Source organism: Microbacterium sp. NPDC078428 (genome assembly GCF_044542535.1).
Taxonomy (GTDB): Bacteria; Actinomycetota; Actinomycetes; order Actinomycetales; family Microbacteriaceae; genus Microbacterium; species Microbacterium limosum.
Genome location: NZ_JBITUP010000004.1, coordinates 170,258 through 183,497, shown reverse-complemented (window position 1 = coordinate 183,497; position 13,240 = coordinate 170,258). Strand labels below are relative to the sequence as shown.

General features: G+C 71.2%; 12 protein-coding genes. 3 read left to right on the top strand and 9 right to left on the bottom strand.

Annotation, left to right across the window (positions count from 1 at the left end):
* Window positions 1-39: 39 nt before the first annotated feature.
* A complete protein-coding gene (locus ACIGCK_RS09295; RefSeq protein WP_396665559.1) occupies window positions 40-345 on the top strand; it encodes a hypothetical protein in 306 nt (101 codons plus the stop codon).
* A gap of 527 nt (window positions 346-872) precedes the next feature.
* On the opposite strand, the gene ACIGCK_RS09290 is transcribed toward ACIGCK_RS09295, so the two are convergent.
* Together ACIGCK_RS09290 and ACIGCK_RS09285 are read right to left on the bottom strand one after the other, a co-directional pair.
* Window positions 873-1,295: a hypothetical protein gene (locus ACIGCK_RS09290; protein ID WP_396665557.1), complete on the bottom strand. Its 423-nt coding sequence runs from the start codon at window positions 1,293-1,295 to the stop codon at window positions 873-875.
* 182 nt (window positions 1,296-1,477) lie between these two features.
* Entirely contained in the window at window positions 1,478-1,930 is a 453-nt protein-coding gene (locus ACIGCK_RS09285) for a toll/interleukin-1 receptor domain-containing protein (RefSeq protein ID WP_396665555.1), read from the bottom strand.
* A gap of 1,070 nt (window positions 1,931-3,000) precedes the next feature.
* Between ACIGCK_RS09285 and ACIGCK_RS09280 the strand changes: the two genes are divergently transcribed.
* Complete coding sequence (locus ACIGCK_RS09280) at window positions 3,001-4,206, top strand: homoserine O-acetyltransferase (RefSeq protein ID WP_396665553.1); 1,206 nt, start codon at window positions 3,001-3,003, stop codon at window positions 4,204-4,206.
* 18 nt (window positions 4,207-4,224) lie between these two features.
* Here ACIGCK_RS09280 and ACIGCK_RS09275 read toward each other — a convergent pair whose 3' ends face one another.
* From ACIGCK_RS09275 to ACIGCK_RS09260, 4 genes are read right to left on the bottom strand one after another with little or no spacing between them, the layout of a single operon-like run.
* Window positions 4,225-5,517, bottom strand: a complete 1,293-nt coding sequence (locus ACIGCK_RS09275) for an MFS transporter (protein WP_396665551.1) — start codon at window positions 5,515-5,517, stop codon at window positions 4,225-4,227.
* A gap of 49 nt (window positions 5,518-5,566) precedes the next feature.
* Window positions 5,567-5,890, bottom strand: a complete 324-nt coding sequence (locus ACIGCK_RS09270) for a thiamine-binding protein (protein WP_330169893.1) — start codon at window positions 5,888-5,890, stop codon at window positions 5,567-5,569.
* 42 nt (window positions 5,891-5,932) lie between these two features.
* Window positions 5,933-7,159, bottom strand: a complete 1,227-nt coding sequence (locus ACIGCK_RS09265) for a glycosyltransferase 87 family protein (protein ID WP_396665549.1) — start codon at window positions 7,157-7,159, stop codon at window positions 5,933-5,935.
* A 31-nt stretch (window positions 7,160-7,190) separates the two neighbouring features.
* A complete protein-coding gene (locus ACIGCK_RS09260) occupies window positions 7,191-7,985 on the bottom strand; it encodes an NAD(P)H-hydrate dehydratase (protein ID WP_396665774.1) in 795 nt (264 codons plus the stop codon).
* A gap of 94 nt (window positions 7,986-8,079) precedes the next feature.
* On the opposite strand from ACIGCK_RS09260, the gene ACIGCK_RS09255 reads away from it, so the two are divergent.
* The gene (locus tag ACIGCK_RS09255; RefSeq protein ID WP_396665547.1) at window positions 8,080-9,159 is read left to right on the top strand and encodes an NADH:flavin oxidoreductase/NADH oxidase; all 1,080 of its coding nucleotides are present in this window, start codon (window positions 8,080-8,082) and stop codon (window positions 9,157-9,159) included.
* Window positions 9,160-9,201: 42 nt separating this feature from the next.
* On the opposite strand, the gene ACIGCK_RS09250 is transcribed toward ACIGCK_RS09255, so the two are convergent.
* From ACIGCK_RS09250 to ACIGCK_RS09240, 3 genes are all read right to left on the bottom strand, one after another.
* A complete protein-coding gene (locus ACIGCK_RS09250) occupies window positions 9,202-10,248 on the bottom strand; it encodes a hemolysin family protein (protein WP_330169896.1) in 1,047 nt (348 codons plus the stop codon).
* Window positions 10,245-11,627: a hemolysin family protein gene (locus ACIGCK_RS09245; protein ID WP_396665545.1), complete on the bottom strand. Its 1,383-nt coding sequence runs from the start codon at window positions 11,625-11,627 to the stop codon at window positions 10,245-10,247. Before ACIGCK_RS09245 ends, ACIGCK_RS09250 begins: the two co-directional genes overlap by 4 nt.
* 111 nt (window positions 11,628-11,738) lie before the next feature.
* Window positions 11,739-13,193: a GuaB1 family IMP dehydrogenase-related protein gene (locus tag ACIGCK_RS09240; RefSeq protein ID WP_396665544.1), complete on the bottom strand. Its 1,455-nt coding sequence runs from the start codon at window positions 13,191-13,193 to the stop codon at window positions 11,739-11,741.
* Between the last annotated feature and the right edge of the window lie 47 nt (window positions 13,194-13,240).

Genomic DNA, 13,240 nt, shown 5'->3' with positions numbered 1-13,240 from the left:
GCGCCGCGCGCCTCGCCGCCCTGCGAGCCCGAATCGCCCATGTCTAGCGGGCTCCCGCCCACGCTCGCCGAGCTCATCGCGCTCGTCGAGGGCGAGCCCGCCCGGTCTCAGGCGCGCGACGCTGAGCTCGCCCTCGGCGACGCCACAGGCCTCGCCCTGGCCGACGTGCCCAGCCGCACCGCCCAGACATGGCGCACGTGCGCCCCCGAGCTCGTGCGCCTCATCGTCATCCACGCGGCCCGCCGAGCCGTCGGCAACCCCCGCGGCGTCTACCTCACGTCGCGAGAGCGCACGCTCATCCGCCGCGCGCACACACCCACCCGCCCCCGCTCGACCCCGGCCTGAGCCGACGCCACCCACCTTCACCCCTACACCTCCCCGCGCCCACCGCGCGGCGAGCGTGACCGCACGATGACGCCACGCCATGGGCAATCATCGTGAGCTTGCGGCCCTACTCCTTTCGGGGGCGCGGCGAGTGCACACGGCGGACTGATTACCCGCGTGGTGTGAGCCCGTGGCCGGTTGGGAACCGGCACGACGGGCGCTCCGTCGAAAGCGGCGCCCATCGGCGCCAACCGACAGCGCGCGGCGAGGCTAGTGACCTCGCGCGGCACGCACATCCGCCCTGACCGACGAGGGCACCCCGGCCCCGCGGCACGTGTAAACGCATGTGCCTGCGCGAGCCGACGGGGGTGGGGGGTGACTCCCCCACCCCCGTCCCTTCCCTCCCGGTGCGGCATAGCGTCTGCCATTGGGTACGTATCGCCCGTCTGTTTTTGCGGTACACGTAGGCTCTACTTTTCGCGGCCTCAGCGCGCACCTTCGCCCCCGGTCCGCTCCACTTAGGAGCGGGCCGGGGGCGTTTCGTTGTTTCAGGCTCGCGATGCCGCGAGCCTCGGCTCGCGTCGAGTACCGCACCTCTCCGCCGCGACCGCCGCGATGGCGTCGAGGTCGCTCGCTGACAAAACAGTCTGCGGAAAAGACGAGGGAGCACCGCTGTGGGTATCGAGCGCCTCAACGCAACGTGACCACCGCGCGACCGCATCGTCGAGCACGTTGGCGCGCGTTGCTGGACCCTCAACCCCGTGCACGATCCTCTTTGCAAGATCGCGGAGCCCGTAGACGCCATCCGCCGCGACGAAGTCGTCAACCACATCGGCAACCGCACGGCGCCAAGCGCCGACAAGCGCCGGACAGCCCTGCTCCGGTCGGCGCAATCTACCCGCCCAGGTGAACGCAGCCGCTTCGACTTTCTGCCATCCATACCGCGCAACGGCGAGCTCGAACTTTGACACAGACCTACCCCGCTTCCCACTGCCGACCATCGGCTGATATGACGAAGCTAGCACCCCTTTTTACCTGATCAGACCACGTAAATTGACTTGCGCGAGTCGACCTACGTGGCGTCATAAGGCCCTCTCGACAGAGAACGCCCATCGCGTATAGCGATGAGCGTTCTCTGTTCGAACGAGGTCCCTCAGTCGATGAGCACGGTGTCAGCGATCATCGCGGCGACCACGTCAAGCGAGTCGTAGTCCGCGGTGGTCAGCCCTGCGTGCGACGCGAGCATCGGGCTCACGTCGAGCAACTCAGCAAACGTGGTGTCATGCACGACCGGGATGACACGACCGGAGTTCAAAAGCACCGACAACTCCCGATCCGCGACGCCTTCCGCATCGAGGCTCTGAAGCAATGCCGGGGTGACGAGCACGATCCCGGCTCGCGAGTTCTTCAAGCCCTTGTCAATCTGCCGCATCAGCGGCGTACCCAAAGGAACGTCCTTCTCACTAAACCAGACCTTCACGTCGAGCCCGGTCAACAGGTTGTAGAAGTCCAGGGCGGCGCCTCGACGGTCCCCCCAGGCGTGGCAGAGGAACAGGTCGCGACGCTCGCTAGCTGTGTTCGCGAGGCGCACGACCTGCTCGCGCACAGGGTTGAGCGTTCGATACTCGGCCGCACTGTACGTGACCGTCGAGCGCCGGGAGCGACTCGAAGTACCCCCGCCACCCCCGGAGGACTTGCTCGCGTAGCTGGCGTGCCGACGAGGCGGCGGCGTGTATACGGGCGGCGGGGTGTATGTGGGACGCGAGTAGCCGCCATAGCGGTACCCCGACGAGCGGCCATGCACGGGACAGTCGGCGCCTCCCCCTCGAATATGGCCTCGGACAGGTGCGGTGCAAAGGGACATTGCGGTTCCCCCTCGGAACCTCACGCCAAAGACCTAGAGCCCCGCGGCGAGTCCCTGGTGGACTCACCCTCTTACGGTGGGACTAAAGTTGATCACACCATCCCTCCTACAGTTTGGTGCTCTCAACCCCGACCCGGCTCCCCCGGAATCGGGGTTGTCGTGCTTTGACTGGGCCATCGCTGACCTTGCTTCGAATACTACATATGGGTACCGACATTGGCGGCGACCCCAAGGGGTAGTAGTTACACGGCTGTAGTTATCCACCGCCGACGCGCCACAGAACACGGGTTCATCCACAGGCTCGCGCGGCCCCCGCGACGCTCGTTACGCGGAATCCCGCGGGTATTCGAACCTATCTACGATCTCATCCACAGCATGCCCGGTCAGAGACGGCTTTCTTGCTCCACACCTGTGGATAACTCTCTTCGGCGTGTCGAGGTCATCGTCGGGTGACATTTTGTGTGCTTTTTGCGTCGATGGGACCCCATCGGCTAGCGCTCTCCGCCCAGCACCGACCAGCATCGGTCATCTCTCCTCGTGGCGGCGCAGTTGACCCACGCACAAGTGCGCCGCGACTCGACACGCCGCGGCCCGAATCGCGCGGCCGCTTCCGTAAGCCCCGATATTTTCGCTCCTCTCGGTCACAGAGAGTCGGCGACCTACATGAACGTAGCACTAGTTTTTCCCCGATCAGAGGTCGTAAAAAGACGCTCGCTGGTCGACTTTCGCGACCCGTAACAACGCTCGCACCGCTCGGCGGTGACGGTAGCGTTTGATGAACACACCCAATCCGAAGAAAAGGATGTTGTTTCGTGGACTGGCAGAGCTCCGAGGACACGGCGCCCGCGGCACCCGTCACGGAGGCCGACGCGCGCATGCTGCTCGGCCGTCCCCCCGCCACCGGGGCGTGGCGCGACGGCGATCCCCTCGGCGAACGGCGCTTCGCGGCGTTCGGGGCCTTCCGCACCGAGGGCGGCGCGGAGCTGCCCTCGATCCGCATCGCCTACGAGAGCTGGGGCGAGCTGAACGCGGCACGCGACAACGCCGTGCTCGTCCTGCACGCCCTCACGGGCGACAGCCATGTGCGCGGCGAGGCCGGACCGGGCCATTCCACCGACGGCTGGTGGCCCGACATCGTCGGCCCCGGCGCGCCGATCGACACCGACCGCTGGTTCGTGATCGCCCCCAACATGCTGGGCGGATGCCAGGGCTCCACCGGCCCGGCCAGCATCGCCCCCGACGGCTACGAATGGGCGGCGCGGTTCCCGTACCTCACGATCCGCGACCAGGTGCAGGCCCAGGTACGCCTGGCCGACGCGCTCGGCATCGACACGTGGGCAGCGGTCGTGGGCGGATCGATGGGCGGCATGCACGCCCTCGAGTGGGCGGCGGGGCACCCGCACCGCGTGGAGCGGGCGGCGATCATCGCGGCCCCGCCGCTGGCGAGCGCCGACCAGATCGCGCTCAACTCCGTGCAGCTCGAGGCGATCGCGATGGACCCGCGATTCGCGCGCGGCGAGTACTACGACGCCGGCGACGGCGACGGCCCCCACCGCGGGCTCGCGCTCGCGCGGCGCATGGCCCTGCTGAACTACCGCAGCCCCACGGAGCTCAATCAGAGGTTCCAGCGGTCCTGGCAGTCGGGCGTGAGCCCGCTGGGCCGCGGGGGCCGGTTCGCGGTGGAGTCGTACCTCGACTTCCACGGCAACCGCTTCACCCGCCGGTTCGACGCCAACAGCTACATCACCCTCGTCAACGCGATGAACTCCCACGACGTGGGACGCGATCGCGGCGGCGTCGAGGAGGCCCTCCGGGCCGTCACCGCCCGCACCCTCGTGCTGGGGATCGACAGCGACCGGCTGTTCCCCGTCGAGGGGCAGCAGCGCATCGCCCGCAGCATCCCCGACACGCTCGACGGCGACCACGCGACGATCATCGCGAGCGACTTCGGGCACGACGGCTTCCTCATCGAGACGCCCGTCGTGGGCGAGCACCTGCGCCGGCTGCTCGAGGACTGAGCCCCGCGGCGCGCCCGATCAGCCCCGGCCGATCGGGCCGGTCGCGACCCCGACGGCCTCGGCGGGCGGGTTCGCGGGGTCCTCGGCGCCGACCCGGCGGGTCGCCCTGCCGCCGTCGCGTTCCAGGCGGAAGCTCAGCAGCGCGATCCCGACCCCCAGGATCGCGAGCACGACGCCCGTCCAGGCGGGCATGACGAAGCCCCACCCGGCTGCGATGACGACGCCCCCGAGGAAGGCGCCGAGGCTGTTGCCGATGTTGAGCGCGGAGTGGTTCAGCGCCGCCGCGATGGACTGGTTGTCCCCCGCGACATCCATGAGGCGGGTCTGGATGGCGGGGCTCGTGATGGCGGAGGTCGCCCCCACCGCGAAGACGAGGATGACGAGGGGCACGATCCACGCGGCGGACAACGCCAGCAGCGACAGGACGAGGGCGAGGACGATGAGCGAGACGATGAGGGTCGCACGGAGGTTCGCGTCGGCGAGCCGCCCCCCGAGGAGGTTGCCGACGGTCATGCCGACCCCCATGACCACGAGCACGATCGGGACGACCCACTCGGGGCTGCCGGCCACCTCCGTCACGAGCGGGGAGACGTAGCTGTAGACGGCGAAGAAACCGCCGAAGCCGATCGCCCCGATCGCGAGCGCGAGCCACACCTGACCCATGCGGAAGACGCGCAGCTCGGCGCGGAAGGTACGTGAGGGATCCCCCGCATGCGGAGGCGTGAAGAACGCGAGCATGACCGCGCAGACGACGAAGATGGCGGCGACGACCGCGAAGGCGGAACGCCATCCCGTCACCTGGCCGAGCCAGGTACCGAGGGGCACACCGACGACGTTCGCGACCGTCAGGCCCGTCAGGACGATCGCGACGCCCTGCGCACGCTTGCCGGGGCCGAGCAGGTCGGCGGCGATGAGTGCGCCCATGCCGAAGAACCCGCCGTGCGGCAGACCCGCGAGGAACCGCGATACGGCGACCAGCTCGAAGGTCGGGGCCAGTACCGTCAGCACCGAGAAGACCGCCATGGCCGCGGCGAGTCCGACGATGACGCGATTGCGCGGGAAGCGCGCCACGAGCCCCGAGACGGTCGGCGCGCCCACCACGACGCCGAGCGCGTAGAGAGTGATGAGCCATCCCGCGGCGGCGATGGCATCGTCCGGGGAGCGCGTCCAGAGCTCGGGCAGCAGGTCCTGAGCGATCTGGGGCAGCAGTCCCATGACGACGAACTCGGTCATGCCGATGCCGAAGCTTCCGACGGCGAGGGAGAGGAGCGCCCACGTCGCCGCCCCCCGACGAGGATGTGCGGGGGTCATGGTCGCCTACTCTAGCGCAGGCGTCGAAACGATTCGAAGTGCGGCGCGCTCAGATGACCGGGTCGTCGTCGACGCCGCCGAGCGCGCGCTCGAGGCGCTCGAGCTTGCCGTCGAGCTCTCCCGAGTACCCCGGCCGGATGTCGGCCTTGAGGACGAGCGAGACGCGCGAGCCGAAGGGCATGACGGCCTCGGTGGCCGCGCGTACGACGGCGAACACCTCGTCCCACTCCCCCTCGATCTCGGTGAACATCGACGACGTGCGGTGCGGCAATCCGGACTCGCGCACGACCGTGACGGCGGCGGCGACGGCGTCGTGCACCGAGGCGTCCGCGCGTCCGGTGCCGCTGGGTGCGACCGAGAATGCGACGATCATGGGTTCTCTCCTTCGTTTGCGGGGCTGCTTCGTCTTGCAGGGCTACGGCGTCGGCAGCGGGACGTGACCCGCCTCCCGCCGCCGCGTCGGGACGGGCACGCCGACCAGCCGCACCAGGACGACGACCAGCAGCGCGATCTCGGTGGCGTTGCGCAGCGTGAGGAGCAGGACCGGCAGGAACTGCGCGCCCAGGAGGCCGCCGTACACCATGGGGTAGATCGCCTGCGTCAGCGCGGCGACGATCCCGGCCAGCACGGCGGGGGCGGCGGCGCGCCGGCGGTCCAGGACGAGCCAGAGCACGAGGGGCGCGATGAGCCACGTCTGGAACTGCGGCGACCCGACCTTGTTCGTCACGATCAGCACGAGCACGAGTGCGAGCGCCAACGGCGGGAACAGGCGCAGGAACGAGGCACCGCGGCGGGCCTTCACCGCCCCGACGAGCACGATGCCGACGACACCGGCGATCAGGACGGGCGTCATGAGCGCGATGACCGTGTCGACACCGGGCCCCGTGACCTGGAACGTGAGGATGTCCGGGTCGTAGAAGATGAAGGACCCGTCCACGCCGAACACCGCGCGCCACAGGTAGACCGTGCTCACGGGCGCCTCCAGCTGCAGCCCGCGCCCGGTCTGTGCGCCGATGAAGCCGGCCAGGTGCGCCGCGCCCCCCGCGGAGACGACGAGAAGCACCACCGCCGCCGAGACCGCGAGCGCCGTCCCGAGCACCTCGAGGCGGCGGCGCAGCGCGACGAACGCCGCGGCCAGCAGCGCGACGGGCCACACCTTGATCCACATGCCCACGCTCAGAAGGGCCGCGGCGATCCGCGGTCGTCGCGCGAGGAGCAGGAGCCCCGCCACCGCGAGCGGCACGGTCATGGCGTCGATGCGGTAGATCGCGACGGGCCCGAGGAGGGCGAGGTACGCCATCCAGAACCAGCCCGCCACGGTGCGGCCCGCCGATCGGCCGTCCCCGAGGAGCAGGGCGAAGGCGACGGCATCCAGCGCCGTGACGACGATGGCCCAGGCGACGATGTAGCCACCCACCCACGACAGCCCGAGCGCGGCGAGCATCGGCAGCAGCGCGAGGTGCGGATAGACGAAGGTCTCGGTGATGCCGACGACGGCCGAGCCGGATGCCGCAGCGCGCGCCCAGTGCTCGTAGACGAGGTAGACGTCGCCCATCGGCTGGTTGGGTAGGAACCACCCGAACGCGGCCACCGCGACGTGGACGACGGCGAACGCCGCCCACAGGAGAGCACGCGCGGACACGCGATCATCCTAGGCGCGCCGCCGCCGTCCCTCACGTCACGCGCAGCAGCTCCCCCACGACGGCGGGCACTGCATCGGCCACGTCCAGTGCGACGAGCGGGTGCCCGGGTCCGCCCTCGCCCTGGCCCGCCGCACCGCGGCCCGCCGCCCCGTGTATCCAGGCGGCGGTGGCCGCCAGGGACGCCAGCAGCCGGCGATCCGCCGCGGCGGCATCCGAACGGGCGGCGACCAGCGCGCCGATCACACCCGCCAGCACGTCCCCCGTGCCCGCCGTGGCGAGCCACGGGGTTCCCGCCGCGACGGAGGCGACCCAGCCCTCCCCGGTCGCGACGAGCGTGCGGGAGCCCTTCAGCAGCACGACGGCACCGAGCGCCGCGGCGGTCTCGACCGCGGCCTCGGCCCGGTCATCGCCCGCGGGAGCAAGGCCCAGGGCCTCGCGAAGACGGGCGAACTCGCGGCCGTGCGGCGTCACGACGAGCGGCGCGCGGGAGCCCGCGACGAGATCCAGGGCCCCGGCATCCGCGACGACGGGCACGTCACCCGCGAGGAGCTCGCGAAGAGCGGCGGTCTCCCCGGTATCCCGCACCGAGGCATCCGTGCCGGAGCCGATCACCCACGCCTGCACCCGGCCCTCGCCGCGCACGGTCTCGGGGCGACGCGCGAGCACGGCGTCGCCGACGGCATCGGGCCCGACGTAGCGCACCATGCCCGCACCGGCCCGCCAGGCGGCCTGGACTCCGAGGACCGCGGCGCCCGGATACGGCACGGAGCCGGTGCGCATGCCGACCACGCCGCGGGAATACTTGTCGTCGTCGTCGGTTGGCATTCGCAGATGGGAGGCCGCTCGCGCGGCGTTCCACTCGAGGGGCGTGATCACGCCCTCACGCTACCGGCGGACCCCCCGCCCGCGAAGGAGAACCGTGAGCCTGCTCTTCCAGCCCCTCGCCGTGCGCGGCGTGCAGATGCGCAACCACCTGTGGGTCGCCCCCATGTGCATGTACAGCTCCGAGGAGGGCATGCCGAACGATTGGCACCACGTGCACCTCGCGCAGTTCGCCTCGGGCGGGGCGGGGCTGGTGATGGCCGAGGCGACCGCCGTCACGCCCGAAGGGCGCATCTCCCCGCGCGATGTCGGCATCTGGAACGATGCACAGGCGGATGCCTGGGCCCCCGTCGTCGCCGCGATCCGCGCCCGCGGCGCCGTCGCCGGCGTGCAGCTCGCGCACGCCGGGCGCAAGGCCTCGACCTGGTGGCCGTTCTCCGGCGAGCGCGGCTCCGTGCCCGAGGCGCAGGGCGGGTGGCGCACCCTCGCGCCCTCGCCGATCGCCTACAGCGGTTACGCCGACCCGCTCCCCATGGACCGCGCCGAGATCGAGCGGACCGTGACCGCCTTCGCCGACGCCGCGCGACGGGCGGTGGGCGCGGGGTTCCAGGTGCTCGAGATCCACGCGGCCCACGGGTACCTGCTGCACGAGTTCCTCTCCCCGCTCAGCAACACGCGCGACGACGAGTACGGCGGCACGCTCGGCAATCGCGCCCGCCTCCTGCTCCGGGTCGTCGGCGCCGTGCGGGACGCCGTCGGCGACGGCGTCCCCGTGTTCGTCCGCTTCTCGGGCACGGACGCCGCCGAGGGCGGATGGGGCATCGAGGACACCGCGACGGTGGCCCGGTGGGCCGCCGACGCGGGCGCGGACCTCTTCGACATCTCCAGCGGAGGCCTGGTCGCCCACCAGCGGATCACGGCGGGCCCGGGCTACCAGGTGCCGCTCGCCGCGCACGTGCGCCGCGAGACGGGACTGCCCGTCAGCGCGGTGGGCGTCATCACCGAGGGGGCCCAGGCAGAGCGGATCCTCGCCGCCGGCGACGCGGACGCGGTCTTCGCCGCGAGGGAGTGGCTGCGCGACCCGCACTTCGCCCTCCGCGCCGCTGCCGAGCTCGGCGAAGGGCTCGAGCTGTGGCCCTCGCAGTACGAGCGCGCGGCCCGCGTCCGCGCGTCCTGACGCACGCGGGCGCGCCGCCCGACCGATGACGCGTGCGGCGACCTAGCGCCGCCGCGTCGCGTCCTGCACCTCGCCCACGAGCTCCTCGATGATGTCCTCGAGGAACACCACCCCCGTGGTCGCGCCCTGCTCGTCGCGCACGCGCGCCAGGTGGCGTCCGGCGCGGCGCATCGTGGCGAGCACGTCCTCGAGGTCGGTGCTCTCCTGCACGGGGATCATGTGGTGGATGCGCTTGGCCGGCACCGGCACGTCGGCCCCGGCATCCGGCGACTCGGTGGCCCTCAGGATGTCCTTGAGGTGCACATAGCCGATCGGCTCCCCCTGGGCGTCGACGATCACGTACCGCGAGTACCCGTGCGATGCGACCGCCCGCTCGACCTCGGCGGGCGTCGTCGTCTCGGGCAGGGTGACGAGCGCGTCCAGCGGCACGGCGATGTCACGGGCCTTCTTGTCGGTGAACTCCACCGCGGCCACGACGGCGCCCGTGCGGTCCAGCAGCACCCCCTCCTGCGTCGACTGCGCCACGATCGTGGCGACCTCGTCGAGCGTGAAGGTCGACGCGGCCTCGTCCTTGGGCTCCACCTTGAACAGCCGCAGTACGTGGTTGGCGATCCAGTTGAGCGTGAAGATGATCGGGTGGAACACGCGCGCGACCCACACGAGCGGCGTCGCGAGGATCAGGACCGCACGGTCGGGCAGCGAGAACGCGAGGTTCTTCGGCACCATCTCGCCGAACACCACGTGCAGGTACGACACCACCAGGAGCGCGACGACGAACGCCGTGACATCGACGGCGGCCTCGGGAAGCCCCGTCAGCCCGAACGGAACCTCGAGCAGGTGGTGGATCGCGGGCTCCGAGACGTTCAGGATCAGCAGCGAGCAGATCGTGATGCCCAGCTGCGAGGTGGCGAGCATGAGCGTGGCATGCTCCATCGCGTACAGCGCCGTCTTCGCCGCACGGGATCCCCGCTCGGCGAGGGGCTCGATCTGGGAACGGCGCGCCGAGATCACGGCGAACTCGGCGCCGACGAAGAAGGCGTTGGCGATCAGCAGCACCACGAGCCAGACGATTCCCGCCCAGTCGCTCATCGCTCACCCCGCTCGTTCTGCCCGCGCGCACGCAGCAGCCGCTGCGGCCCCGTCTCGGCGGGGGGTTCGAGCCCGGTGTCCTCCGGAGGTCGCGGAACGTAGCGCACCCGATCGACCCGCCTACCGTCCATGCGCAGCACGGAGAGCGCTCCGTCCTCGAGCTCGATCTCGTCCCCCGCGACGGGGATCCTCTGCAGGCGGCTCATGATGAGACCCCCCACGGTGTCGTAGACCTCGCCCTCCGGCACCCGGATGCCGGTGCGGTCGAGCAGCTCGTCGGGACGCCAGGCTCCGGGGAACGTCAGGGAGTCCTTGCCCCGCACGAGTCCCGTGCGGCTGCGATCGTGTTCGTCCGAGACCTCGCCGACGATCTCCTCGACGAGATCCTCGAGCGTCACGACGCCGGCCGTGCCGCCGTACTCGTCGACCACGATCGCCAGCTGGTAGCCCCGCGCCCGCAGCTCCGCGATGAGCGCGTCGAGCCGCACCGTCTCCGGCACGCGCAGGGGCTCGCTCGCGAGCGCGGCGGCCGGGACGTCGGCGCGCCTGTCGCGGGGAACGCTCACGGCGGCCTTCAGGTGGACGACGCCGACGATGTCATCGAGCGACTCGCCGAACACGGGGAACCGGCTGTGACCGGTCCGCCGGGCCAGCTGGATGACATCGTCCGCGGAGTCGTCGCGGGCGACGCAGTGCATGCTGGGCCGCGGGGTCATCACATCCGCCGCGCTCAGCCGCGAGAACGTCAGGGTGCGGTTCAGCAGCGACGCGGTGTCCTGCTCCAGGAGGCCGGCGCTCGCGGAGCGCCGCACGAGGGACGACAGCTCATCGGCCGTGCGCGCCCCGGAGAGCTCCTCCTTGGGCTCGACGCCGAGCGAACGCAGGACGGCGTTGGCCGACCCGTTCAGCACCACGATCGCGGGCCGGAAGACCGTCGTGAAGGCGACCTGGAAGGGCATCACGAGCTTCGCGGTCTGGCGCGGCAGCGCGAGCGCGAAGTTCTTGGGGACGAGCTCGCCGATGATCATCGACAGCATCGTCGCGACGGTGACCGAGACGATCACGGCCAGCGGCGAGACCAGCCCCCCGGGCAGACCCCAGCCGGTCAGCACCGGCCGGAGCAGGTTCGAGAGGGCCGGCTCCATCGTGTAGCCGGTCAGCAGCGTCGTCAGCGTGATGCCGAGCTGGGCGCTGGAGAGGTGCGTCGACGTGATCCGCAGCGCGCCGATCGTCAGCGACAGCCTCGACTCGCCCTTCTCGCGGCGTGCCTCGAGATCGGCACGGTCGAGATTGACGAGCGCGAACTCGCTGGCGACGAAGAGTCCGGTGCCGACGATGAGCAGGAGCCCCACGCCCAGCATGAGGTACTCGTACGTCATGCGTCACACCCTCGTTCGAGGGGGTGCGGGCGGTGGGGCGAGGGTCTGCGACTAGGAGGGTCGTCCATTGTGCCGCTCAGTCTATCGGCGGTCTCCCCCGCGCCGCGCGCGTCACCAGCTGACGGGCAGGGCCTTGCCCTCCTCGTACCCCGCCGCGGACTGCAGCCCCACGAGCGCCCTCTCGTGGAACTCCGGCACGTCCGACGCCCCGGCGTAGGTGAAGGAGGAGCGCACGCCGGAGGTGATCATGTCGAGGAGGTCCTCGAGGCCCGGCCGGAGCGGGTCGAGGTAGATCCGCGACGAGGAGATCCCCTCGGCGAAGAGCTCCTTGCGGGCACGCTCATAGGCATCCAGCCGCCCGAACCGCTCCTGCACCGCCTTCGTGGAGGCCATCCCCCACGACTCCTTGTAGGGCCGGCCGTCGGCATCGGTGAGCAGCTCGCCGGGCGCCTCGATCGTGCCGGCGAACCACGACCCGATCATGACGGATGCCGCACCCGCGGCCAGCGCGAGGGCGACGTCTCGCGGGTATCGCACCCCGCCGTCCGCCCACACATGGGCGCCCATCGCGCGGGCCGCCTCCGCCGTCTCCAGGACCGCGGAGAACTGCGGCCGGCCCACGGCCGTCATCATGCGGGTCGTGCACATCGCGCCGGGCCCCACCCCGACCTTGAGGATCGTGGCGCCGGCGGTGACGAGGTCGTACACGCCCTCGGCCGTGACGACGTTCCCCGCGACGAGGGGGATGCGCAGGCCGAGGTCGGCGACGGCTCGGAGGGCCTCGAGCATGCCCTCCTGGTGCCCGTGAGCGGTGTCCACGACGAGCACGTCGACTCCGGCGGCGGCCAGCGCGCTCGCCTTGCCCGCCGGATCCCCGTTGATGCCGATCGCGGCGGCCACCGCGAGGCGTCCCGAGCGATCCAGCGAGGGACGGTACAGCGTGCCGCGCAGCGCACTCCGGCGGCTGAGCGTGCCGACGAGATGGCCGTGCTCGGTGACGCACATGATCTCGGCGCCGGCGGCCTCGATCACGTCGAAGGCCGCACGCGGGTCGGACACGTCCTCCGCGTCGAGCGCGGGGACATCGTTGCGTGCCAGGTCGCCCAGGCGCGCATCCGGCAGCGCCGTCGCGAGACGCGACGCGGGGACGACGCCCCGGATGCCGGCCGCGTCGATCCGATCCGCCGGATCCGCGACGACGATGCCGTGACCCGACGTCGGCGGGAGCAGGCGCAGGGCATCCGCGACCGTCGCCCCCGGCGGCAGGACGAGCGGCGTGTCCCATGCGACCGGCTGACGCTTGACCCACCGGATCGCCGCATCGAGCTCCTGCAGCGGCATGTCCTGCGGCAGCACGCCGATCCCGCCGCGCCGCGCCAGCGTCGCAGCCAGCCGCGCACCGGTCACCGAGTTCATGTTGGCGGAGACCAGCGGGAGGGTCGCGGGGGTGCCGTCCCGGGGTGCGAGGTCGACCTGGAGCCTGCTCGTCACCGCGGAGCGGCGCGGGACGAGGAAGACGTCGGAGTAGGTCAGATCGACCTGCGGGGCAGGTCCGTGAAAGTCCATGTCGTTAACGTATCCGTCGCCCTCCGCGCTCACGCCGACCCGCCGGG

Excerpts from the sequence above, each read along its gene's own strand:
- ACIGCK_RS09295 (WP_396665559.1), top strand. The coding sequence starts at position 40 with ATGTCTAGCGGGCTCCCGCCCACGCTCGCCGAGCTCATCGCGCTCGTC.
- ACIGCK_RS09275 (WP_396665551.1), bottom strand. The coding sequence starts at position 5,517 with ATGACCCCCGCACATCCTCGTCGGGGGGCGGCGACGTGGGCGCTCCTC.
- ACIGCK_RS09270 (WP_330169893.1), bottom strand. The coding sequence starts at position 5,890 with ATGATCGTCGCATTCTCGGTCGCACCCAGCGGCACCGGACGCGCGGAC.
- ACIGCK_RS09260 (WP_396665774.1), bottom strand. The coding sequence starts at position 7,985 with ATGCCAACCGACGACGACGACAAGTATTCCCGCGGCGTGGTCGGCATG.
- ACIGCK_RS09250 (WP_330169896.1), bottom strand. The coding sequence starts at position 10,248 with ATGAGCGACTGGGCGGGAATCGTCTGGCTCGTGGTGCTGCTGATCGCC.
- ACIGCK_RS09245 (WP_396665545.1), bottom strand. The coding sequence starts at position 11,627 with ATGACGTACGAGTACCTCATGCTGGGCGTGGGGCTCCTGCTCATCGTC.
- ACIGCK_RS09240 (WP_396665544.1), bottom strand. The coding sequence starts at position 13,193 with ATGGACTTTCACGGACCTGCCCCGCAGGTCGATCTGACCTACTCCGAC.